General features: G+C 65.1%; 22 protein-coding genes. 15 read left to right on the top strand and 7 right to left on the bottom strand.

What is annotated here, in order from left to right; genetic code table 11:
• Positions 1–58 precede the first annotated feature (58 nt).
• From LDL28_RS00110 to LDL28_RS00130, 5 genes are read left to right on the top strand one after another with little or no spacing between them, the layout of a single operon-like run.
• A complete protein-coding gene (locus LDL28_RS00110; RefSeq protein WP_233056650.1) occupies positions 59–2,404 on the top strand; it encodes an adenylate/guanylate cyclase domain-containing protein in 2,346 nt (781 codons plus the stop codon).
• Positions 2,401–3,297, top strand: coding sequence for an MlaE family ABC transporter permease (locus LDL28_RS00115; RefSeq protein WP_370636189.1), 897 nt, complete (start codon positions 2,401–2,403; stop codon positions 3,295–3,297). Before LDL28_RS00110 ends, LDL28_RS00115 begins: the two co-directional genes overlap by 4 nt.
• A 2-nt stretch (positions 3,298–3,299) precedes the next feature.
• Positions 3,300–3,995 carry an ABC transporter ATP-binding protein gene (locus tag LDL28_RS00120; RefSeq protein ID WP_233056651.1) on the top strand — a complete coding sequence of 232 codons (696 nt, stop codon included), beginning with the start codon at positions 3,300–3,302 and terminating at the stop codon, positions 3,993–3,995.
• Positions 3,995–4,942: an MlaD family protein gene (locus LDL28_RS00125; protein WP_233056652.1), complete on the top strand. Its 948-nt coding sequence runs from the start codon at positions 3,995–3,997 to the stop codon at positions 4,940–4,942. The genes LDL28_RS00120 and LDL28_RS00125 overlap by 1 nt, the downstream gene beginning before the upstream one ends.
• Positions 4,939–5,823 carry a hypothetical protein gene (locus LDL28_RS00130; RefSeq protein WP_233056653.1) on the top strand — a complete coding sequence of 295 codons (885 nt, stop codon included), beginning with the start codon at positions 4,939–4,941 and terminating at the stop codon, positions 5,821–5,823. Before LDL28_RS00125 ends, LDL28_RS00130 begins: the two co-directional genes overlap by 4 nt.
• A gap of 26 nt (positions 5,824–5,849) precedes the next feature.
• On the opposite strand, the gene LDL28_RS00135 is transcribed toward LDL28_RS00130, so the two are convergent.
• The 7 genes from LDL28_RS00135 to sucC all read right to left on the bottom strand — a co-directional run bounded on the left by LDL28_RS00135 (position 5,850) and on the right by sucC (position 12,586).
• The gene (locus LDL28_RS00135) at positions 5,850–7,310 is read right to left on the bottom strand and encodes a SulP family inorganic anion transporter (RefSeq protein WP_233056654.1); all 1,461 of its coding nucleotides are present in this window, start codon (positions 7,308–7,310) and stop codon (positions 5,850–5,852) included.
• Positions 7,311–7,344: 34 nt separating this feature from the next.
• Entirely contained in the window at positions 7,345–7,872 is a 528-nt protein-coding gene (locus LDL28_RS00140; protein WP_233056655.1) for a 6-carboxytetrahydropterin synthase, read from the bottom strand.
• Positions 7,865–8,602: a 7-cyano-7-deazaguanine synthase QueC gene (gene queC / locus LDL28_RS00145; protein ID WP_233056656.1), complete on the bottom strand. Its 738-nt coding sequence runs from the start codon at positions 8,600–8,602 to the stop codon at positions 7,865–7,867. The genes LDL28_RS00140 and queC overlap by 8 nt, the downstream gene beginning before the upstream one ends.
• A gap of 1 nt (position 8,603) precedes the next feature.
• The gene (gene queE, locus LDL28_RS00150) at positions 8,604–9,239 is read right to left on the bottom strand and encodes a 7-carboxy-7-deazaguanine synthase (protein WP_233056657.1); all 636 of its coding nucleotides are present in this window, start codon (positions 9,237–9,239) and stop codon (positions 8,604–8,606) included.
• Positions 9,240–9,322: 83 nt separating this feature from the next.
• On the bottom strand, positions 9,323–10,342 hold the full coding sequence (gene bioB / locus LDL28_RS00155; RefSeq protein WP_233056658.1) for a biotin synthase BioB: 1,020 nt from the start codon (positions 10,340–10,342) through the stop codon (positions 9,323–9,325).
• A gap of 167 nt (positions 10,343–10,509) precedes the next feature.
• Positions 10,510–11,382 (bottom strand): succinate--CoA ligase subunit alpha, encoded by an 873-nt coding sequence (sucD, locus tag LDL28_RS00160; RefSeq protein ID WP_233056659.1) that lies wholly within the window; start codon positions 11,380–11,382, stop codon positions 10,510–10,512.
• 4 nt (positions 11,383–11,386) lie between these two features.
• Positions 11,387–12,586, bottom strand: a complete 1,200-nt coding sequence (sucC, locus tag LDL28_RS00165; protein WP_233056660.1) for an ADP-forming succinate--CoA ligase subunit beta — start codon at positions 12,584–12,586, stop codon at positions 11,387–11,389.
• Positions 12,587–12,769: 183 nt separating this feature from the next.
• Between sucC and LDL28_RS00170 the strand changes: the two genes are divergently transcribed.
• The 10 genes from LDL28_RS00170 (at position 12,770) to mltG (ending at position 21,637) form a co-directional block, all read left to right on the top strand.
• Positions 12,770–13,597 (top strand): acyl-ACP desaturase, encoded by an 828-nt coding sequence (locus tag LDL28_RS00170; protein ID WP_233056661.1) that lies wholly within the window; start codon positions 12,770–12,772, stop codon positions 13,595–13,597.
• Between the two features lie 40 nt (positions 13,598–13,637).
• Entirely contained in the window at positions 13,638–14,270 is a 633-nt protein-coding gene (locus tag LDL28_RS00175) for a Dabb family protein (RefSeq protein ID WP_233056662.1), read from the top strand.
• A 36-nt stretch (positions 14,271–14,306) separates the two neighbouring features.
• Positions 14,307–15,065, top strand: a complete 759-nt coding sequence (locus LDL28_RS00180; RefSeq protein ID WP_233056663.1) for a glycine betaine ABC transporter substrate-binding protein — start codon at positions 14,307–14,309, stop codon at positions 15,063–15,065.
• A gap of 10 nt (positions 15,066–15,075) precedes the next feature.
• Complete coding sequence (locus tag LDL28_RS00185) at positions 15,076–16,350, top strand: bifunctional 2-polyprenyl-6-hydroxyphenol methylase/3-demethylubiquinol 3-O-methyltransferase UbiG (protein WP_233056664.1); 1,275 nt, start codon at positions 15,076–15,078, stop codon at positions 16,348–16,350.
• 5 nt (positions 16,351–16,355) lie between these two features.
• Positions 16,356–16,883 (top strand): YdcF family protein, encoded by a 528-nt coding sequence (locus LDL28_RS00190; protein WP_233056665.1) that lies wholly within the window; start codon positions 16,356–16,358, stop codon positions 16,881–16,883.
• Positions 16,884–17,000: 117 nt separating this feature from the next.
• Positions 17,001–17,927 (top strand): ACP S-malonyltransferase, encoded by a 927-nt coding sequence (gene fabD, locus LDL28_RS00195; protein ID WP_233056666.1) that lies wholly within the window; start codon positions 17,001–17,003, stop codon positions 17,925–17,927.
• A 53-nt stretch (positions 17,928–17,980) separates the two neighbouring features.
• Positions 17,981–18,736: a 3-oxoacyl-[acyl-carrier-protein] reductase gene (gene fabG / locus LDL28_RS00200; protein WP_233056667.1), complete on the top strand. Its 756-nt coding sequence runs from the start codon at positions 17,981–17,983 to the stop codon at positions 18,734–18,736.
• 256 nt (positions 18,737–18,992) lie between these two features.
• On the top strand, positions 18,993–19,232 hold the full coding sequence (locus LDL28_RS00205; RefSeq protein WP_003618476.1) for an acyl carrier protein: 240 nt from the start codon (positions 18,993–18,995) through the stop codon (positions 19,230–19,232).
• A 73-nt stretch (positions 19,233–19,305) separates the two neighbouring features.
• Entirely contained in the window at positions 19,306–20,589 is a 1,284-nt protein-coding gene (gene fabF, locus LDL28_RS00210; protein WP_255663154.1) for a beta-ketoacyl-ACP synthase II, read from the top strand.
• Positions 20,590–20,638: 49 nt separating this feature from the next.
• Positions 20,639–21,637, top strand: coding sequence for an endolytic transglycosylase MltG (gene mltG, locus LDL28_RS00215; RefSeq protein WP_233056668.1), 999 nt, complete (start codon positions 20,639–20,641; stop codon positions 21,635–21,637).
• Positions 21,638–21,657: the final 20 nt, after the last annotated feature.

Here is a 21,657-nt window from a genome sequence, read left to right on the forward strand (position 1 = left end):
TGTCTGGTCTAGGGTCTGCAAACACACCGTACCTGATGTCTTGAACAGGAAGAGAGCATTGTCCACGGACGAGATTGTCGATCCCACGATTGCCCCTTCCGACCAGTTCCGGCGCTTCCTGTTTCATATTGGCATTCCCGTCGCCGGGGTGGTTTCGGTCATCGCCATTATCGCGGGGGTGGGGTGGCATTCCTACCAGACGGCCCGCACGGGCGCGCTCGCCCTGACGCATGACCTGCTGGTCAGCCAGCAGGATTATATCGCCAAGGAAGTCAGTTCCTTCCTCATGCCGGCCTCGGCCGGGGCCATCGTGGCGCGCGACATGCTCGAACATGGCGCACCGGTCGTCGAGCAGAAAATATTCAATGGCTACAGCAGCACCATGCTGCGCAACGTGCCGCAGATCCAGTCCTTCTACCTGGCTGATAGCGACGGAAATTTCAGCACGCTCGAACGTGGTGAAAACAATCAGGGCGTTGCCGTCACCACCCTGCAGAACCGCGGAACGGGCAAGGCCACGTTCGCCCACGAACTGCGCGACGCGCAGGACAAGGTCATACGGCAGTGGCAGACGGCGGCGGGTGATTACGACCCGCGCGGCCATAGCTGGTTTGCCGATACGGTCAAGGCCGGGCAGGAGTTCTGGACACACCCCTACGTGGTAGAAGTCACCCGCCAGCTGATCCTCACCTCCGCCGTGCCGTATAAGGGGCAGGATGACAGGACGCATGTCTATGCCATCAACATCTCCCTCGATCACCTGAACAAATTCCTGAACTCGCTCAAGATCGGGGAAAGCGGTAACGCCATCCTGCTGGACCATGACGGCCACGTCCTGGCCGGGCACGGCATGGAGGAAACGCTGGTCCGGGCCAATGGTGACCCGATGAAGATGGTGATCGACCCCACCCGCTTTCCGGTCATGACCAAGGCGTTCGATCAGTACCGCGTCCATGGCTTTGGCGCGCGGACGGTGCGCGTAAACGACAGGAGCTATGTCACCATTACGGCGAACCTGCCGGTGGGCAAGGATAGCTGGGTGCTGCTGCTGGTCGCGCCGGAGGATGATTTTTCACGCTTCGCGCTGGCGTCGGGGCGGCAGAATCTCCTGTTTTCCATTCTTGTCGTGCTCATGGCGTCGGGGCTGGGGTTCATGCTGTTCCTCCAGGCCCGCAGGAGCGAGCGCCTGCGCCGCGAGATCCTGCAGTCCCATGCCGTGGCCAATTACGAGAGCCATGCCCTGCAATCCGTCGCCGCGTATCCCGAACTGTTCAACCCCGAGGATAACGCCCTTATCCTGACCGAGGCGCTGGCCGACCAGTCCCATGCCCGTCGCGCGGCCATATGGCGCATCCTGCATGATGGGCGCACGCTCATGTGCATCGATTCCTATGACCGGCAGCAGGACGTGCATTCCGGTGGCTTCGAAATGGGGACGACCGACCTCAAGAGCTTTTTCGACGCCGTATCCCATGGGGATCCGCTGGCGATCACCAGCGCGGCGGATGATGGGCGCACATCCGCCTTCTACCGCGTGTACATGCGCAGCTTCGGCAGCAAATCCCTGTTCTGCAACCCCATTCAGGGCGCGAGCGGGCCCGTGGGCGTCATCACGCTGGAAGATGCGCCACGGGCGGATATGGTGTCGCATTTCGTGGACATGATCGCCGGTGTCGCGGCGGCCCGTTTTTCCGCCCAGCATTACACGGCCGTCGCCGCGGCGAAGGAGGAGCTGGAAGGCGAACCCACGGTCGATGAGGAACCGCACGACCCCAGCCAGGGCTTCCTGCTGGCGCCCGGCGCGCTGGCCATGAGCGGCCAGCAGCAGGCCCCGGCCGACCTGAGCGGGGTGGATGGTTTCTATCCCGCCGTCGGCATCATGGTCATCAGCCTGTCCGATATGGTGATGACGGCCCAGAACGACCCCACCGCCAACATCAAGCTGATTGATACGATGGCGGGCCTGTTGCAGGACATTGCCCATCAATGCGGGCTGTATTCCATCCGTATGCTCGGGCACCGGGTGGTCTGTGTCGCGGGCTGCTCGCGCACGCCGGACAAGGGGGCCGCGTACCGTATCGCCAACGCGGCGCTGATGATGCGCGAGAACACGCTGTCCATGCTGGCCAAGGCGGATCTGGACCCCGTATTCCGTATCGGGATTGATGTGGGGCCGGTCTTCGGCGGCATGCTGGGCAAGGAGCCGCAGGCGTTCAACCTGTGGGGCGACGCCATGGGCATGGCCGAGATGATGGCGCAGGGCGCGCCCGATGTCGGCACCATCCAGGTGACGGAGGATGTCTATCTCGCCTTGCGGCAGAACTTCCTGTTCCGTGAGCGCGGGCGCTTCTTTATCCCCGGCGTGGGCCTGACCCGTACCTATGTGCTGGCCGGGCGGCGATGACGGACGGCCTCCCCCCCGGCAGCGCGCAGGCGGGCAAGGGCGCGCCCGCGTCGCCCGTGGCCTCGCCCCCGTCCGATGAGGGCGGTCGCATCGTGCTCATGCTGCGGCGTTTCGCGCCATGGCTGGCCAGCATCGGGCGGCTGACGCGCCATCAGGTCCGTTTCACGCTGCTGCTGATCGGGGCCGGGTGGGGCACCCTGCGTGAAAGCCTGCGCCCCAATTCATGGCGCAGGCCGGTTCTGTACGAATTCCGCGCAACGCTGCGGCAGGTGATCGGCGGTGGTTTCCTGAGCATCGTGATCACGGCGACGCTGACGGGCCTTATGGTCGTATCACAGGCGGCATACTGGCTTGGCTATGCCGGAATGGCGCAGATGACGGGCTCCATTCTCGTTTCGGTGCTGGTGCGCGAAATCTCGCCCATTCTTGTGGGCATCATCCTGATGGGGCGTAGCGGCATGCTGTCGCTGACCGAGATCGGGATGCTGGTTCTGGGCGGCGAGGTGCGCAGCCTGCAGGCGCGCGGCATCGACCCCTTCCTCGCGCTGGTCATGCCGCGCACGTTCGCGTTCACGGTGGGCGGTTTCACGCTGGGCATGATCTTTTCCGTCGTGTCGCTGCTCATGGGGTTCGTGGTGGCCCATGCCAATGGCGCCATCACATCATCGGTATGGACATTCTTCTTCAACGTCCTTGCCGCTATGACAACGTGGGATTACCTGGTCATTCCGCTGAAATTCGTGCTGGTCGGGTTCTTCGTGGGGCTGGGCGCGTGCATCACGGGCCTGACGGTCAGCAGCAATGACACGATGGCCACCATCATGCCACGCGGCTTCGCGCGCGGGATCATGCTGGTGCTGGTGGTCAATATCCTCTTCATGCTGGATTTCTGATCATGACAGCGAACGCTCCCCTGCTGGAACTGCGCGACGCCGTGCCCACGTTCGAGGAAAGCGGCCTGATGCCCGCGCCCTACAACCTGCGCATGATGCCCGGTGAATGCGTGGTGATCGACTGTCGCGACAGCGCGCGGGCCGCCATATTCGCGGATCTGTGCTCGGGCATGGTTTCGCTTGCGCAGGGCAGTGTCAGCTTCATGGGGCTGGACTGGAGTACGCTGCGCGACAGGCAGCTTAACGCCCTGCGGGGGCGCATCGGCCGCATTTCGCGCCACGGGAGCTGGCTCAACCTGTTCGGCACGCATCTCAACATCATGCTGCCGCAGCTCTACCATACGACCGATACGTTCGAGGATGTCGTGGAGCACGCGACCCGGCTGGGGCATGCCTTCGGCCTTCCCGGCCTGCCTATTACCGCGCCGGACCGCCTTTCGGCCGCCGATCTGGCGCGCGCGGCCTGTGTGCGGGCCTTCCTCGGGCGGCCGGAGCTGCTGGTGCTGGAAGATATATCCGACACCCTGCCCGAAGAGAGCGTGCTGCCGTTTTTTGAAACGATCACCGCCGCGCGGGACCGGGGCTGTGGCGTGTTATGGTTCGTCCGCTCCGCGGCGGCCTGGCGTGAATATCGCAAGGCGGTGAATCTCCACATGCGCCTTCTTGACGAAGGTCTTTTTTCCATGCGGGTGGTGTAATGGTCCAGAAACAACAGTCAGACGGGCTCCGGCAACTGGTGCGTGTCCGTTACGCGGATGAATGGGTCGGGGTTCTTGTCCTGGTCTCCCTTGTCATCCTGTTCGGCGCCGTGATCGAGGCCGGCGTACTGCATGACTGGCTTACGCCAGCGGGCCGGTTGCGGATCGTCCTGCCGGAAAATGGCGTGAGCGGCCTGTCCGTGGGCGATGATCTGGAGGTGATGGGCATTCACGCCGGGACGGTGCGGCGCGTGCGCATCAATCCCTCGGGCGGCATGTACGCCATTGCGGAAATCGACCCCGATATCGAACCCTATATCCGCCGTGACAGCACGGCCATCATCCGCAAGCGTTTCGTGGTGGCCGGGGCCAGCTATATCGACATCTCGCGTGGGGTGGGCGACAAGCTGAACTGGAGCTATGCCGTGCTGAGCGCCACCAACGCGCCCAACCCGGCGGACACCATCACCCAGACCTTCAGCGATATCCGCGATCGCGTCATTCCTGTTCTCGATAACGCCCAGCACATGATGGCGACACTGGATGCGACCATTACCGACATGCATGCGGGCAAGGGGTCCATCGGGCGTCTCATGACCAATGACGACCTGATCCGCCAGGCCGAGCAGATGATCACGACGCTCGACGCCACGATCGGCCAGCTCACACCCATTGAAAAGCAGCTTGCCAGTGTGATGGACAAGGCCAATGCCAGCATGACCAACGTGCAGAAAGCCACGGGTGACCTGAGCAACGCAACGCCCGCCATCACCCGCAACCTGCAGGATGCCAGCCAGCAGCTTCCGGTCCTTCTGGTGCAGGCGCAGAGTACAGTCAGCAGCTTGGAAAAGCTGGTCGATCAGATGCGCGGGCTGTGGATACTGGGTGGCAGTTCGAAAAAAGTGACGCACGGGCACCGCCTCCCGGCGCAGAGGGTGCAGCCATGACCATGAAAAAGGACTATGCGGCCGTGGTGTTCGTCCTTGCGCTGGCGGGATGTGGCGGGGGGCAGCAGTCTTCCGCCCCCACGGACACGACGCTGTCGCAGGCCATGGATACGGCGGGTGAAGCCGTGAGCCTTGACCGCCTTGCGGTGGCGGAACAGCAGTATCGCACCGCGGGCGAGCGTGCGCTGGCACGTGACGACGTTACGGCGATAGGGGATTCGGGCTATAATCTGGCCACGGTCCAGCTTGACGCCAACCGGCCGCAGGACGCGCTGGGCACCATCGCGGCGACGCGGGCGGCGCTGGTGGTGCGCGGGCAGTCCGGCGATGATGCCGGGCTGGATCTGGTGCAGGCTGGCGCGTTGCACCGTCTTGGCCGCGATCCGGAAGCCGCCGCCGCCGCCACCCGGGCGGCGGGCGCGCAGGATTCGGATATTGCGGAAAAGGGTCAGTTCATTCGTGGCCTGATTGCCGATGACAGTGCGGACCATGCAACACTGGCCTCCGTCGCGGCCTATTTCGCGACGCTGGCAGGCAGGATCCCCCCGAACTGGAACGCGGATGCGAAGGAAATCGCGGCCCGTAACCTGCTGGCGACCAATGGCGATGCGCGAACCGCATGGCAGGACGCCCTGCAGGCCGCCACGATCCGCCAGCAGCAGGTGGCGTATCGCGACATGGCCCGTGCGCTGGGTGTTGCGGCCCGCGCGGCTGACAGGGCGGGCGACGGGCAGGCCGCCTTACAGCTTTATGCCCGCGCCAGCCAGAGCGCGCGGCAGGCGGGCGATACCGTCATGGCGGATCGCTGGGCCAAACTGGCCGGTGCATCAGCGGGGGTGGACCCCTTCGCCCGGCCCGAACCCCCGGCGCATACCAAATAGGACGGCATGCCCCAGGAGATGGGGGATTAGCCCTGTGACTGCAGGGCGGTATGGCGTTCGAGCAGGGAAGTGCTGGCGCGGTTCAGGCCGGTCAGCCGTACCTGCTTGCCCTGGGCTTCCAGCCTGCCCACCAGTTCCTCCAGCGCGCTCACGGCCGTCATGTCCCACAGATGGGCCTGTGTCAGGTCGATGGTGATGGTGCGCGCCGTGTCATGCAGGTCGAAGGCATCGGTAAAGCTGTCGGATGAGGCGAAGAAGACCTGCCCGTCCACCTTATAGGCCCGGCTGCCGCCATCGGCGGAAAGCGTGCTGCTGACAGACAGCATGCTGGAAACCTGAAAGGCGAAGAACAGGCCGTTGAGCAGTACGCCCACCGCGACGCCCGCCGCCAGGTCATGCGTGCCGACAACGACCGCGACGGTCGCGAGCATGATAACGCTGGTGGTGCGTGGATGGTGCGCCAGATCCCGCAGCGATGACCATGAAAACGTGCTGGCCGACACCATGATCATGATCGCGACCAGCGCCGTTACCGGCACTTGCGCCACCCATGGCCGCAGCACGACCATAAGCAGCAGCAGGAACGCCCCCGCTACAAAGGTGGACAGTCGGCCCCGTCCGCCGTAGCGCAGGTTTCCCACCGTCTGCCCGATCATGCCACAGCCCGCGATGCCGCCAAACAGGCCGACGGCGATGTTGGCCACCCCAAGCCCCACGCATTCCTGCCGCTTGCTGCTGTGGGTTTCGGTCATGTCATCCACCACGCGGGCGGTCATCATGGATTCGAGCATGCCCACGCTGGCCATGGCCAGCGCGTAGGGCGCGATCACCTCAAGCGTGGCAAGTGACAGCGGCACGTCCGGCCAGATCAGGTGCGGCAGGCTGTCGGGCAGGCGGCCAAGGTCGGCCACGGTATGCAGCGGCATGGGATAAAGAACGGACACCGCCGTCAGCACCACAATGCAGATGAGGGGCGAAGGAATGGCGGAGAAGACGCGCGGCACGGAATAAATGATCACGAGCCCCAGCGCGATCATGGCGTAGCTGTGCCACGTTACATGCAGCATGTGCGGGATCTGCGCGGAAAAGATCAGGATGGCCAGCGCGTTGACAAACCCGGTGCGCACGGGGCGCGAGACGTAGCGCATGAGCACATGCAGCCGCAGGATGCCGAATATGACCTGCAACAGCCCGCACAGCAGGGTCGCCGCCAGCAGGTACTGCACGCCATGCGCGCGCACCATGGCCGCGGCCACGAGGGCGACCGAACCCGCGGCCCCCGAGATCATGCCCGGCCTGCCGCCGGTCAGGGCGATCACGACGCTTATGACAAACGATGCATACAGCCCGACCGCGGGGTCCACGCCCGCCACGAACGCGAATGCGATGACCTCCGGTATCAGCGCGAACGTCCCGACCATGCCGGCCAGCGTGTCACGCGTGATGTTGCCAAACCATTCCTGACGATAACGGGCAAGAGCTGACATGGGTGCGACGGGGCCTTTCAGCGGTGGGGATGGATCAGGTATCGGCAATGGTCATGTCCGCGCGTTGCCACCAGCAGCGCGCGGCGGGGCGGGGCTGGGGCAGTACGGCCAGGGGATCGCCGCTGTAGCGGACGGTGTTGGTGGGCGTTTCCTCGATTTCGAGGGTGGCGCAGGTCAGTATGCCCCCGTCATGGGCAAGGAAGGTGTTCAGCTTGGCCATGAGCAGGCAGGCCACCAGTTCGGTCGTGGGGTCGCCGGGTGTGACCAGTATGCGCCGGGCGCGCTGCGGTTCATGCCGGGCGAACCAGTCCAGCAGGGGGTCATGTTCAGCCAGTTGCAGCGCGTGATCGACATGGCCGTCTATGAAGCCATGCCACGTTTCCTTCGCGCGCTGGAATGGCAGGACCATGTTGGCGTGACCGTCGAGCGGCCGGGGGTTCGTGGCGCGCAGGCTGGCGCGGATATATTCGTTATGGCCGTGGGGCAGGGCGCAGCGCTCGCTCCCCCCGGCCAGCAGGCGGTGCGCCATGGAAAAACGGCGGGTAAAGACCAGTTCAAACATGGTGGTGTTCCGCCATGAAGCGTTCCCACCCCGCCTTGCGCAGCAGGCAGGCCGGGCAGGTGCCGCAGCCATGGCCCCATGCATGCAGCGTGCCGCGCGTGCCGAGATAGCAACTATGGCTTTCACGGTTGATGAGCCGGACGAGGGCGTTGCCGCCAAGCTGGAGGGCCAGTTCCCATGTCTGGGCCTTGTCGATCCACATGAGCGGGGTCTGGATGATGTAGTGGCTGTCCATGCCCAGATTGAGCGTAACCTGCAGGGACTTGATCGTATCGTCGCGGCAGTCGGGGTAGCCTGAATAATCGGTTTCGCACACGCCGGTCACGATATGGCGGATGTTGCGCCGGGCCGCGAGGGCGGCGGCGAAGGTCAGGAAAATAAGGTTGCGACCGGGTACGAAGGTGTTGGGCAGCCCCCCTTCGGCCATGGCGATCTCGGATTCACGGGTCAGCGCGGTGTCCGATACGGTGCCAAGGGCGGCCAGATCGAGCGTGTGGTCAGCACCCAGGCGCTGCGCCCATGTGGGGTTTTCAATCGCCATGCCGTCACGCAGTGTGGCGCGGCATTCCAGTTCGACCGCGTGGCGTTGCCCGTAATCGAAACCCAGCGTTTCCACCCGGCCAAAACGCGACAGCGCCCATGCAAGGCAGGTGGCGGAATCCTGCCCGCCGGAGAACAGGACCAGCGCGGCTTCGTTTTCAGGGTGGGAAGGGGGCGGGGGAACGCTCATGTCAGGGTATCCCGATCAGCTTGTGGGTCTGCAATGATAGACGCCATTGCGGGTGATGCATGCAGTAATCGACCGCCGCCGCGGTATTGAGGTCACGATGGGCGTTATCCATCGGCTGGAGCCAGAACTGCCTGAAATCCAGATCCGCGACACGATCGGGCGGCAGGCCGGGTTGCGGGTAGACGAGTTTCAGCTCATCCCCGCTTTTTAGCACAAGGGCCGCCCCGGCCTTGGGGCTGACACAAAGCCAGTCGATTCCGGCGGGAGCCGGAAGGGTGCCGTTGGTTTCCACCGCGATTTCAAGGTTGAGCGCATGCAGCGCGGTAATCAGCGGCGCGTCAAGCTGGAGCAGCGGCTCGCCCCCGGTAAAGACGACAAAGCCCGGCTCATCATCCTGTCCGGGCCAGGTGGCGGCTATGGCATCGGCAAGCTGCGCGGCTGTGGCGAAGCGACCGCCACCCATGCCATCGGTACCGATAAAATCCGTATCACAGAACCGGCAGGTCGCCTTGTCACGGTCCCGTTCAAGGCCGGACCACAGGTTGCACCCCGCGAAACGGCAGAATACCGCCGTGCGGCCAGCCTGTGCCCCTTCCCCCTGAAGGGTGGGGAAAATTTCCTTTACCGTGTAGGACATGTTCCAGATTTCGTAATGCACGCGACCGGACAGGGCCAGCGCGGGAACATGCCCCTGCCGGCCCCGCGCCGGCTGCGTCGGGTTCAGCCCTGTTTATGGGATGTATGCATGCCCAGCCGGTCAAGCAACTGCCGGTCGCGCGTGGCGGCGGGATTGGGGGTGGTGAGCAGGCGTTCGCCATAGAAAATGGAATTGGCCCCCGCCATGAAGCACAGGGTCTGGGCCTCGTCACTCATGTCCTCGCGCCCGGCGGCAAGACGCACGCGGCTGGCGGGCATGGTAATGCGGGCGGCGGCGATGGTGCGCACGAATTCGATCGGGTCCACCGTCTCATCCGTCTGCTGGGCCAGAGGCGTGCCCTCCACGCGCACCAGCATGTTGATCGGCACGCTTTCGGGGTGCTGGGGCAGGGTGGCGAGTGCTGCGATCATGCCCGCGCGGTCGGTGCTGTTTTCCCCCATGCCAACAATGCCGCCACAGCAGACATTGATGCCGGCGTCACGCACGTTATCGAGCGTGTCGAGCCGGTCCTGAAAGGTGCGGGTCGAGATGATGTCGCCATAGTATTCGGGCGAGGTGTCGATATTGTGGTTGTAGTAATCCAGCCCCGCCGCCTTGAGCCTATGCGCCTGCCCGTTATCGAGCATGCCCAGGGTCACGCAGCTTTCCAGCCCCAGTTCCTTCACGCCCTTCACCATGGCGCATACGGTCTGCAGGTCGTGGTCCTTCGGGCTGCGCCATGCCGCCCCCATGCAGAAGCGCGTGGCCCCGGCGGCCTTGGCGGCGCGGGCTTCCTTCAGCACCGCCTCCACCGCCATGAGGCGGCTGGCCTTGACGCTGCCGTCTTCATGCTGCGCGCTCTGCGGGCAATAGGCGCAGTCTTCGGGGCAGCCGCCGGTCTTGATCGACAGCAGGGTAGAAATCTGCATTTCCGTGGGGTCGAACCGGGCGCGATGCACGGTCTGCGCACGGTAGAGCAGGTCGGGAAAGGGCAGCGCCATCAGGGCCGCGACTTCATCACGCGTCCAGTCTGTCCTTACGGGGGGCAGGCTGGTGTGGCCAGCGTGCGCGTGCAGGGTGTCCGGGCGGCTCCCATCGGGCATCGGTCGTGATCCTCTGGCGGTCATGATGTGAAAAAACCGTTCTGCCTGTGCCATATAACCGGGCCGAACACCATCATATTTATAATTTATGGCACGGCGCGACGCGACCGGGGCGGTGGTCCGCCCCGGTCCGTGCCCGGTTCATGATGGCTGCGGTACTGCCGGGTTCAGCCCAGTACGCGCGCCAGCGTGGTGCCCAGTTCCGCCGGGCTGGGTGAGACATGCACACCGGCTTCGTGCAGGGCTTCGATCTTCGCGCTGGCGGTTTCGTGGCCGCCGGTAATCACGGCGCCCGCATGGCCCATGCGGCGGCCGGGCGGTGCGGTGGCGCCGGCGATGAAGCCGACGACCGGCTTGCGCGTGCCGCTGGCGCGGATCAGCTCCGCGCCCTCGATTTCCGACGTGCCGCCGATTTCCCCGATCATGACAATGGAATGGGTGTCCGGATCCGCGATCATGCGCTCCAGCACATCGGTAAAGTCCATGCCCTTGACCGGGTCGCCGCCGATCCCGACGCAGGTGCTCTGCCCCTGGCCAATGGCGGAGGTCTGGGCCACGGCCTCATAGGTCAGGGTGCCGGAGCGCGAGACGATGCCCACATGCCCGCGGCGGTGGATGGGGCCGGGCATGATGCCGATCTTGCATTCATCGGGCGTGATGATGCCGGGACAGTTCGGGCCGATCAGCAGGCTGTCCGACTGTTCCAGGGCGGCGCGCACGCGCACCATGTCCTGCACCGGAATCCCTTCGGTAATGCACACGATCAGCGGGATGCCGGCTGCTATGGCCTCCAGAATGGCGTCGGCGGCCCCCACGGGCGGCACATAGATGACGGAGGCCTCGGCCCCCGTGGCCTCACGCGCCTGGACGACGGTGTCGAAGACCGGCAGGCCAAGGTGAAGGCTCCCCCCCTTGCCGGGGGTGACGCCACCGACCATGCGGGTGCCGTAGGCAATGGCCTGCTCGGTGTGGAAGGTGCCCTGCGCGCCGGTAAAGCCCTGCGTGATCACCTTGGTGGAACGGTTGACGAGAATGGACATTCACTCAGGCTCCGGCATTACGGACGGCGGTTACGATCTTGCGGGCGGCGTCGCCCAGATCGTCGGCGGGGATGATCGTCAGGCCGGATTCAGCCAGCAGCGCCTTGCCGCGTTCGACATTCGTGCCCGCCAGACGGACCACCAGCGGCACGTTCAGACCCGTTTCGTGCGAGGCGGCGATGATGGCTTCCGCGATCACGTCGCAGCGCATGATGCCGCCGAAGATGTTGACAAGAATGCCACGCACCTTGGGGTCGCCGATCAGGATGCGGAAGGCGGCCGCCACCCGCTCCTTCGATGCGCCACCGCCGACATCGAGGAAGTTGGCGGGCTCTTCGCCCTCCATCTTGATGATGTCCATCGTCGCCATGGCCAGGCCCGCGCCATTGACCATGCAGCCGATATTGCCATCCAGCCCCACATAGGCCAGCCCGTATTCGGCGGCTTCGCGCTCGCGGGGGTCTTCTTCATGCTCGTCGCGCAGGTTCGCCACTTCAGGGTGGCGGAACAGGGCGTTGTCATCGAAAGACATCTTGGCGTCGAGCGCCAGCAGGTCGCCCGCCCCGGTCACGACCAGCGGGTTGATTTCCACAATCGCGGCGTCAAGGTCGGTAAAGGCGGTGTAGGCGGCGCGCACCACGTTCTGGAACGCACGGATTTCGCGGCCCTTCAGCCCAAGGCGCACCGCCAGGCCACGGGACTGGTAATCACACAGGCCCTTCGCGGGGTCGATGTTTTCCTTGAAGATACGCTCGGGCGTATGGGCGGCCACTTCCTCGATTTCCATGCCGCCATCAGGCGAGGCGACGATGACCAGCCGCCCGGTCGAGCGGTCCACCAGCAGGGAAAAATACAGCTCACGCGCAATGTCGCAGCCGGATTCGACATACAGCGTGCGGACAAGACGGCCCGCAGGTCCGGTCTGCTGCGTGACCAGCACCTGACCCAGCATGGCATAAGCCGCGTCCGTGACCTCATCGATGCTGCGGGCCAGACGTACGCCGCCCTTGCCTTCGGGCTTGCCGGCAAAATGTCCGGCACCACGCCCCCCGGCGTGAATTTGTGCCTTGACCACGGTAACCGGCGCACCAAGTGCGCGGGCGGCCGTTACAGCTTCATCCGTGGTGGTGGCAGCACGTCCTTCAGGCACGGGCATGCCGTAGGAGCGCAGCAGCGCCTTTGCCTGATATTCGTGAATGTTCATATGGCGACCCAATCTGTCTTTCTTATTGGCGGTGTCGGGCAACGCCCCTAGCACGATATGGGACCGCTGTGACAGGGGGAGAGCGCGCGGGATTGGCGTAAACGTGAAACATGTGTCATGTCCTCCCTGGCAAAGGCAGGTGCCCGATGCCGTTATTGGAGAACATGCAGAAGACAGGTCGCGATGAAACACTGGCGCATTGAACAGATGAACTGGGACCGTTTCGACCCGCAGCGGGTGGACCCTGAAATCGTCCCCTTGGTCAAGGCCGCTTCGGTCGTTGAGCGCAACAGTCTTGACTATGCCCACTACCTGAAGAACGTGTTCGCCGATGACCCTGATTTCAGTCAGGCGGCGGATAACTGGGCGCAGGAGGAGGTCCAGCATGGCGACGCGCTGGGCCGGTGGGCGATGCTGGCCGACCCGTCATGGGATTATATGGCGGCGTTCACGCGCTACCGGCAGTCCTACCGGCTGGATGTGGACGTGGATGCGTCCATACGCGGCTCACGCACGGGGGAACTGATCGCGCGCTGCATGGTGGAAACCGGGACTTCGTCTTTCTATACCGCCCTGGCCGACGCCACGCACGAACCGCTGCTGGAGGCGATATGCAGGCAGATCGCGGCGGATGAATACCGCCATTTCAAGCTGTTCTACGACCATATGCAGCGCTACCTGCGGCGGGAGCATCTGGGTGTGTGGCAGCGCACCCGTATCGCCATGGGCCGTGTGACGGAAAGTGAGGATGATGAACTCGCCTCCGCCTTCCATACGACAAACGAACCCCCCGGCATGCCCTATGACCACAAGCGCTGCATCGCGGGCTATATGTCGCGCGCGCTGCGTTTTTACCAGCCGCGCCATGCCGCGCGGGTCACGGGCATGATTCTCAAGACAATCGGCTGGACACCGCATGGGCGGCTGCATGCCCTGCTGGCGGCGGGGATGTACCACCTGCTGCAGATGCGCCAGCGCAAATTCGCCCGGCTCAGGGCCGCTACGGCCTGATGGTGTCACCCCCTTGATGACAGGAACAAAGACGGACAGGATGACGGTTCAGTACATAAAAACGCATGCCGCCGGGCTACTGGCCGCAGGCGGCGTGTTGCTGGGGGCTGCCGCGCATGCGGATACGCTGCCCACCTCCGCCCCGGCGGCCCAGGTCGCCCCGGCCGACTCCCCGCTCAGCGACGCCACGCGCGCCCAGCGGCTCATGGCGGCACGGATCGGGCTGCGTACCTTCACCTCCGCCGGTTTCCATGCGGGCACCGTGCGTCATATCGTCCTGCTGCGTTTCCTGCCGACCATAACCGACGCCCAGCGCGCCGAAGTCGTGCGGCGGTTCATGGCGCTGCGCCAGATTTCGCGGCGCGAGGACGGCGCCCCCGTCATCAGCACCATCGAGACCGGCGCCCAGATCAGTGGCGAGGGCGCGGATGAAGGGTTGCAGCAGGCCTTCGTGGTCACGTTCCGCTCGGAAGGGGACCGTAATTATTACGTTGGCCGCCCGGTGGTGACCGACCCGGCCTATTTCGACCCCGCGCATGAAGCGTTCAAGAAATTCGCCGCACCCTATGTCATCGCGACCGTGGTGTTTGACTATGCCGTCCCGCCCGCCGCCCCCCAGCGCGACGCGCCCATAAAGCCGGTGCGCGCGCAGGCGCCCCAGCCGCAGGGCTGACAGGCCAGGCCTATCCCCTTCAAGGAATGAAATGACATGACAACCGTGACCCTCGGGCATCTGGACACGACCGTACAACAGGCATCCGCCGCCGCCGTGGCCCGCGTGCTGGAAGCCTACGAGCTTGAAATAGAATACGTTGTGACCCCGCACGCGGAAATGCTGGAGCATATGCGCCGCGGCGACGTGGATCTGTTCGTCTCCGCCTGGCTGCCAGAGGTGGATGCCGCCTTCCTTGCCCCCGATCTGGGCATGCAGGCGTTCGGGCAACTGTACCGTCCCGTCTTTGGCTGCGGCGTGCCCGACGCGGCGGGGACCGGCATCACGTCGCTTGCGGATCTGGCGGCGGCGGGTGACGTGATCGGGCGGGAAATCGTGGCCCCGGCTTCGGTCCTGGATCGCGTCAGGCAGGTGGTGGCGGCCTATGACCTGACGGAGGCGGGCTACACCATCGCGGCCCGCCCCGATGAGGAAGCGTTCGGACATGCGGCGCATGTGCTGGAAAAGGGCCTGCCTGAAATCATTCCCGCATGGCAGCCTTCCTTCGTGTATTACGGCAACCGCCTGACCCAGCTTGAAGACCCCAAAACCGCCTGTGGTCCGGAACAGGAGGCGCGGATCCTGATCCGTTCGGCCATCCGTGCAGATATGGATTCGGACCTGCTGGACGAACTGGATGAACTGACGCTGGGCAACAAGGTGGTGAGCGCGCTGGACCACGCCATGCGCAATGACGGCATGAGCGCCGAGGACGCCGCCGAAGCATGGCAGCGCGGCAGGCTCCTGCCGCGCTGAGGCCCGTATCATGACCAGCCACGAAAGCGATGCCACCGGCCCGGGGGATGCGCGTGACGCCGGGTTGCAGGCCCAGTACGAGCATTACCCCTATCCCGCCCGCGACCCGCGTGAGGAGAAGGGCAGGCTGCTGATCGGCAGTCCCAGCCACCTGCGTGAGATCGATTACTGGGTATTCGGCGCGACCCGCCCCCGTTCCCTGCCGCTGCGCGTGCTGGTGGCGGGTTGCGGCACGGGTGATGGCGCGATCATGCTGGCCACCCACATGGCGCGCGCGGGGCGGGAGGGGGAGGTCGTATGCCTTGACCGATCGGTGGCGGCGCTGGACACGGTCCGTGCCCGCGCTGCGGTGCGGGGGCTGGAGAACATGCGCTTCGTCCGGGGGGATCTGACGGATCTCGCCGCCACGGTGTCCGGCCCGTTCGATTATATCGACTGCTGCGGCGTGCTGCATCACCTGCCCGACCCGGATGCCGGGCTTGCGGCCCTTGTGGGCGTGCTGGCGCCCGGGGGCGGCATGGGGCTCATGGTCTATGCCCCGTACGGCCGTACGGGTGTGTACATGCTTCAGAACGCGCTTGAACGGCTTGCCCCCGTGGCGGAGCCGCCAGCCCGGCGGCTGGATATGGCGCGCAGGCTCATGCGGCATCTGCCCGCCACGGCATGGCTGCGGCAGAATGGCAATTTTGGCGACCACCTGACCGGGGGGGACGCGGGGCTGTATGACCTGCTGCTCAACCCGCGTGACCGGGCTTATGACATCACCGCCTTTCACGGCCTGCTGGACCGGGCGGGGCTGGCCGCTGCCTGCCTGATGGAACCGGCGCGCTACGATCCCGCCCTGCTGCTGCCCGACCCGCGGCTGCGTGAACGCATCGCGGCCCTGCCCGAACGCGCGCGGCAGGCCGTGGCGGAAGATGCGGCGGGGAACATGGCCACTCATGTCGCCTATGTGCGGCGCGCGAGCGAGCCGGTCCGGCGGGCCGATCCGCATGCGCCGGACGCCGTGCCGGTCATGCGCGAAATCCCCGGTCTCGAACTGGCCCGCATGATCGGGCCGGATGACCGGCTGCCCTTTGCTTTCGGCACGTTGCAGGTGTCCATTCCGCTGCCGCCGCAGGCACGCGGTATCCTGCCCCTGATCGATGGCGTGCGGCGCGTGGCCGACATCGCGGCGATCGTGGAAACGCGGGGCCTGTCAGCCACACGGTTCGCCCGGGTGTGGGGGCAGATCTTCACCACGCTGGAATCGCTCAACCGGGTGCTGCTGCGCGCGCCGGACTGACCGCCATGCCCCGTGGGGATGCGACGGCCCTGCCGATTGTCATATTTGGCGCGAAACTGCGACCCGACGGCACGGCGGGCCGCACGCTGCGGTTACGGGTCGCCGCCGCCCGGGCCTTTGGCGCGGGGCGGGGCGATGCGGTGGTGTATATGCCCACCGGCGGCCTGCCGGGACCGTCGGGCCTGACGGAAGCCGCGGTCATGACCCGGCTGCTGCTGGAAGCCGGTGTGCGGCCCGACGCCGTGGTGGAGGAAGGGACGGCGCCCGATACGCTGGCCTCGGTCATCGCATGTTCGCAGCTGCTGCGGCAGGCGGGGCATGCCGGGCCGGTCGCGGTGGCCAGCAGCGCCTATCACCTGCCGCGCTGCCTGCTGCTCATGCGCATGATGGGGTGGCGGGTCATCCGCGTGCCGCCGCCCGGTGTTCCCGCCGCGCGTGGATGGCGCGGGCGATGGTTCTGGCGCCTGCGCGAAGGGGCGGCGCTGCCATGGGATGCGCTGCTGCTCGCGTGCCGACGGTTGCGGGGTGATTGACACTGCCAGCCATAGCCCGCATCACGCGGGGGAGTTGAAGAAACAATATTAGTCTGGATGGAAGCCATGCCTGTGCAAGCCTTTGTTTTCCCCGGTCAGGGAAGTCAGTCAGTTGGAATGGGGCACGATCTGGCCCAGGCATTCGCGCCTGCGCGGGAAGTGTTTCAGGAAGTCGATGACGCACTGGGCCAGCACCTCTCGAAGCTGATTTTCGAAGGGCCGATGGACGAACTGACCCGGACCGATAACGCCCAGCCCGCGCTGATGGCGGTCTCCCTTGCGGTGCTGCGGGTGCTGGAGCGTGAGGGCGGGCTTGACCTGAAGCGTGACGTGGCGCTGGTGGCCGGTCACTCGCTGGGTGAATATTCCGCCCTGGCCGCGACCGGCGCGCTGGGCGTGGCCCAGACCGCGCGCCTGCTGCGCCTGCGCGGCAACGCCATGCAGAAGGCCGTGCCGCCGGGTGAGGGGGGCATGGCCGCCCTGATCGGCGTGGGCATGGACCTTGAGCGCGCCACCGCCCTGTGCGCGGAAGCCGCGAATTTTACCGATGAGGCGGGCCTGACCCACCGGCAGGTGCTTGAGGTCGCCAATGACAATGGCGGCGGGCAGGTGGTCGTGGCGGGGGAGATGGCGGCGATAGACCGTGTGATCGTGCTGGCGAAGGCGCAGGGCGTCAAGCGCGCGCTCAAGCTGCCGGTTTCGGCCCCGTTCCACTGCTCCATGATGGAACCCGCCGCCGTGGAAATGCGCGAAGCCCTGGCCGAGGCCCCGATCAGCCCCCCCGTCGTGCCGGTGGTGGCGAATGTCACGGCGGCCAAGGTGACCCAGCCCGACATGATCCGTGACCTGCTGGTGCGCCAGATCACGGGCACGGTGCGCTGGCGCGAAAGCGTTGACGCGATGGTGGCCATGGGCATCGACAGTTTTGTCGAAATCGGGGCGGGCAAGGTGCTGGCGGGGCTGGTGCGGCGCATCAATGGTGATGTCGCCACCTGCTCGGTCGGCACACCCGCCGATATCGAGGCCTATCTCGCCGCGCGCTGAATGCGCGCGGCATCCTGTTTCATTGATGGATAGCTGAAAGGGACGGACGGTTCATGTTCAGACTGGACGGAAAAATTGCGCTGGTTACCGGCGCGTCGGGCGGAATCGGGCGCGAGATTGTCCGCGCGCTCCATGCGCAGGGGGCGACGGTGGTGCTGTCGGGCACCCGGCTGGCAGTGCTGGAGGAAGTCGCGGCCAGCGTGGGCGCGCAGGGCGGGGCCGAGCGGCTGCATGTCTGCCCCGCCGACCTGTCCGATGCCGCCGCCGCCGATGTGCTGGTCGCCAGCGCGGAGGAAAAGGCGGGCGCGCCGCTGGCCATTCTGGTCAACAATGCGGGGCTGACGCGCGACACGCTTGCGATTCGGATGAAGGACGACGACTGGAACCGCGTGCTGGACGTCGATCTGGCGGCACCCTTCCGCCTGTGTCGCGCCGTGCTCAAGGGCATGCTGCGCCGCAGGGCGGGGCGGATCGTCAACATCGCCTCCGTCGTGGGGGTGACGGGCAATGCCGGGCAGGCCAATTACGCCGCCGCCAAGGCCGGCATGATCGGGATGGGCAAGTCCCTGGCGCAGGAAGCGGGCGCGCGCGGCGTGACCGTGAACACCGTCGCCCCCGGCTTCATCCAGACCGCCATGACCGACGTCCTGCCTGATGCGCAGAAGGAAAAGCTGATCGGCGCCATCCCGCTTGGCCGCATGGGCCAGCCGGGCGATATCGCCCCCGCCGTGGTTTATCTCGCATCCGATGAGGCGGCGTGGGTCACGGGCGCCACCCTGCACGTCAATGGCGGCATGGCGATGCCCTGACGGATGTGATATTTTGCTGGACAGCAGGCCGGAAGTGACAAAAAAGATAGGCCTGACAGCCCGGCTGTCCCCTTAAATTCGGGGCGAACGGACACGAAATGCAATCGCTGCCTTGGCGATGGCATCAAAACCGTGCTAATCGCCCGCAGCTTCGTCCGAAGCAGGCCGGTGTGCAACGCCGGTGCGCAGGGACGTTACACGACGAACACGTTTCGAACCGCCCGTTCTTTCAGGGGCAGACAGGAAGCAGAGACAGATGAGCGAAATCGCCGATAAGGTTAAGAAGATCGTAGTCGAGCACCTTGGTGTGGACGAAAGCAAGGTCACCCCGGATGCGTCTTTCATCGACGACCTGGGCGCGGACAGCCTGGACACGGTTGAACTGGTCATGGCTTTCGAGGAAGCTTTCAGCGTCGAAATCCCTGAGGACGCCGCCGAGAAGATCACGACCGTGAAGGACGCGATCGACTATATCGAGAAGCAGAAAGCGGCCTGATCGGCCTTCAGCCGATCACGTTTTTATACGAATTCAGTCAGGTATCGTTACTTTCAGGGAGCAGGACGGGTTGATGCAGTCTACCGGATTGACGTCTGGACAGCGGCGCGTTGTCGTAACCGGTATGGGCATGGTCAGCCCTCTCGGACTGGGTGTTGAGCGTAACTGGTCACGTCTCGTGGCCGGGGAAAATGGCTTCGGCCGTATTTCCGCGTTCGATGCGTCCGACCTGCCGGCACAGGTCGCGGGCGAAGTGCCCGAAGGGCCGACGGGAAGTGGCGGCCTGACCCTTTCGGACTGGGTGCCGGTCAAGGACCAGAAAAAGATGGACCGCTTTATCCATCTTGGTCTCGTGGCGGCGACCGAAGCGGTCGAGGATTCGGGCTGGAAGCCGGAATCGGAGGAAGATCGCTGCCGCACCGGCGTCATGATCGGTGCGGGTATCGGCGGCCTCCAGACAATTTACGAGGCATCCGTGACGGTAAAGGAAGGCCGGGCCCGCCGCCTGTCGCCTTTCTTCATCCCGTCCGCCCTGATCAATCTCGTATCCGGGCATGTCTCCATCAAATACGGTTTCAAGGGGCCGAACCATTCGGTCGTCACGGCCTGCGCCACGGGCGTGCACGCCATTGGCGACGCCGCGCGCATGATCATGCTGGGCGATGCGGAGGTTATGGTCGCCGGTGGGGCCGAGGCCGCGGTCTGCCCGCTGGGTATCGCCGGGTTCTGCTCCGCCAAGGCTCTTTCCACCCATTTCAACGACACGCCGGAAAAGGCGTCCCGTCCATGGGACAGGGATCGCGACGGCTTCGTGATGGGTGAAGGCTCCGGCATCGTGGTGCTGGAGGAATACGAACACGCCAAGGCCCGTGGCGCCAAGATCTATGCCGAGGTGATCGGCTACGGCATGTCGGGTGACGCCCATCACATCACCGCACCCGCGCCGGGGCATGAAGGTGCGTATCGCGCCATGCAGAACGCCCTGCGCAGCGCGGGTCTGACCACGGCGGACATCCAGTATGTCAACGCCCATGGCACCTCCACCATGGCGGATGACCTTGAGCTGGAAGCGGTCGAACGCCTGTTCGGTGATGACGCGCGCGGGCTGGCCATGTCCTCCACCAAATCCGCGACCGGGCATCTGCTTGGCGCGGCGGGCGCGATCGAGGCGATTTATTCCATCCTCGCCATTCGCGACAACGTCGCCCCGCCCACGCTCAATCTGGACAATCCATCACGTGAAAGCGTGATCGACCGCATTGCCCATACGGCGCAGGAGCGCAGGATCGACACGATCCTGTCCAACAGCTTCGGCTTTGGCGGCACCAACGCCAGCGTGATCCTGCGCGGCGTGTAAATGGTGGTGCCTGCGGGCACCTCCTTTTGAAAATACGTAAGGAGACGGGGTGCGCAGGGTTCTGACGGCCCTGGGGCTGGTATTCCTGCTGCTGGTCCTGTCAGGTCTGGGCATTGCTTTTGTGGGGGTGCGGCAGTACGACGCCCCCGGTCTTCTGGCCGAACAGCGCACGGTTGTCATTCCCCATGGCGGCGTGGCGCAGGTCTTCGCCACCTTGCAGCAGGCCGAAGTGCTTGATCGCGGCCTGCTGACGCAAAAAGTGTTCATGGTGGCGACGGCCCTGACCCGTGTTGACGGGTCGTTCCATGCCGCCGAACTGGTCTTTCCCGCCCATGCCTCCATCCGTCAGGTGCTGCTGGTGCTGCGGCATGGCAAGCCGGTCGTGCATCGGCTGACCGTGCCGGAGGGGCTGTCCGCCATCCAGATCGCGACCCTTCTGGAGCGTGCGCCATATATGGACGGCAGCTTCCCCTTCCCGGCGGAGGGATCGGTCATGCCCCTGACCTATGATTACGAATGGGGCATGCCGCGTGCGCAGATACTGCTTCGCATGCAGCATGGCATGGACCGTGCGCTAGATCAGATATGGCAGGGGCGCGAAGTTGATTCCGCCATAGTGGACCGGCATAACCTGCTGGTTCTGGCCTCGATGATCGAACGCGAAACAGCACTTGCGGATGAGCGCCCCCTGGTCGCGCGCGTGTTCCTTAACCGTCTCCATCACGGGATGCGGCTTCAGTCCGACCCGACCGTGGTGTATGGGCTGAACAAGGGGGAGGGGCCGCTTGGCCATGCCCTGTCGCGCGCCGATCTTGCGCAGCCCACACCCTATAATACCTATCTTATCGCGGCCCTGCCGCCGGGGCCGATCTGCTCACCGGGTATGGCGTCCCTTTATGCGGCAGCACACCCGGCGCAGGGCGACCAGCTTTATTTCGTGGCGAATGGCCATGGCGGCCATGACTTTGCATCCTCTCTGGATGATCATAACCGCCATGTCTCGGTCTTCAGGGCCGCGAAGCACGCGCAGGAAGCACCGCCCAGATAGCGACCCGTTCCGTCAGACGG

Source organism: Komagataeibacter sp. FNDCR2, assembly GCF_021295395.1.
Lineage (GTDB): Bacteria > Pseudomonadota > Alphaproteobacteria > Acetobacterales > Acetobacteraceae > Komagataeibacter.

Bases quoted from the DNA above. Each gene is read 5' to 3' on its own strand.
- LDL28_RS00115 (WP_370636189.1), top strand. From the start codon at position 2,401: ATGACGGACGGCCTCCCCCCCGGCAGCGCGCAGGCGGGCAAGGGCGCG.
- LDL28_RS00120 (WP_233056651.1), top strand. From the start codon at position 3,300: ATGACAGCGAACGCTCCCCTGCTGGAACTGCGCGACGCCGTGCCCACG.
- LDL28_RS00125 (WP_233056652.1), top strand. From the start codon at position 3,995: ATGGTCCAGAAACAACAGTCAGACGGGCTCCGGCAACTGGTGCGTGTC.
- LDL28_RS00130 (WP_233056653.1), top strand. From the start codon at position 4,939: ATGACCATGAAAAAGGACTATGCGGCCGTGGTGTTCGTCCTTGCGCTG.
- LDL28_RS00135 (WP_233056654.1), bottom strand. From the start codon at position 7,310: ATGTCAGCTCTTGCCCGTTATCGTCAGGAATGGTTTGGCAACATCACG.
- LDL28_RS00140 (WP_233056655.1), bottom strand. From the start codon at position 7,872: ATGTTTGAACTGGTCTTTACCCGCCGTTTTTCCATGGCGCACCGCCTG.
- queC (WP_233056656.1), bottom strand. From the start codon at position 8,602: ATGAGCGTTCCCCCGCCCCCTTCCCACCCTGAAAACGAAGCCGCGCTG.
- queE (WP_233056657.1), bottom strand. From the start codon at position 9,239: ATGTCCTACACGGTAAAGGAAATTTTCCCCACCCTTCAGGGGGAAGGG.
- bioB (WP_233056658.1), bottom strand. From the start codon at position 10,342: ATGCCCGATGGGAGCCGCCCGGACACCCTGCACGCGCACGCTGGCCAC.
- sucD (WP_233056659.1), bottom strand. From the start codon at position 11,382: ATGTCCATTCTCGTCAACCGTTCCACCAAGGTGATCACGCAGGGCTTT.
- sucC (WP_233056660.1), bottom strand. From the start codon at position 12,586: ATGAACATTCACGAATATCAGGCAAAGGCGCTGCTGCGCTCCTACGGC.
- LDL28_RS00170 (WP_233056661.1), top strand. From the start codon at position 12,770: ATGAAACACTGGCGCATTGAACAGATGAACTGGGACCGTTTCGACCCG.
- LDL28_RS00175 (WP_233056662.1), top strand. From the start codon at position 13,638: ATGACGGTTCAGTACATAAAAACGCATGCCGCCGGGCTACTGGCCGCA.
- LDL28_RS00180 (WP_233056663.1), top strand. From the start codon at position 14,307: ATGACAACCGTGACCCTCGGGCATCTGGACACGACCGTACAACAGGCA.
- LDL28_RS00185 (WP_233056664.1), top strand. From the start codon at position 15,076: ATGACCAGCCACGAAAGCGATGCCACCGGCCCGGGGGATGCGCGTGAC.
- LDL28_RS00190 (WP_233056665.1), top strand. From the start codon at position 16,356: ATGCCCCGTGGGGATGCGACGGCCCTGCCGATTGTCATATTTGGCGCG.
- fabD (WP_233056666.1), top strand. From the start codon at position 17,001: ATGGGGCACGATCTGGCCCAGGCATTCGCGCCTGCGCGGGAAGTGTTT.
- fabG (WP_233056667.1), top strand. From the start codon at position 17,981: ATGTTCAGACTGGACGGAAAAATTGCGCTGGTTACCGGCGCGTCGGGC.
- LDL28_RS00205 (WP_003618476.1), top strand. From the start codon at position 18,993: ATGAGCGAAATCGCCGATAAGGTTAAGAAGATCGTAGTCGAGCACCTT.
- fabF (WP_255663154.1), top strand. From the start codon at position 19,306: ATGCAGTCTACCGGATTGACGTCTGGACAGCGGCGCGTTGTCGTAACC.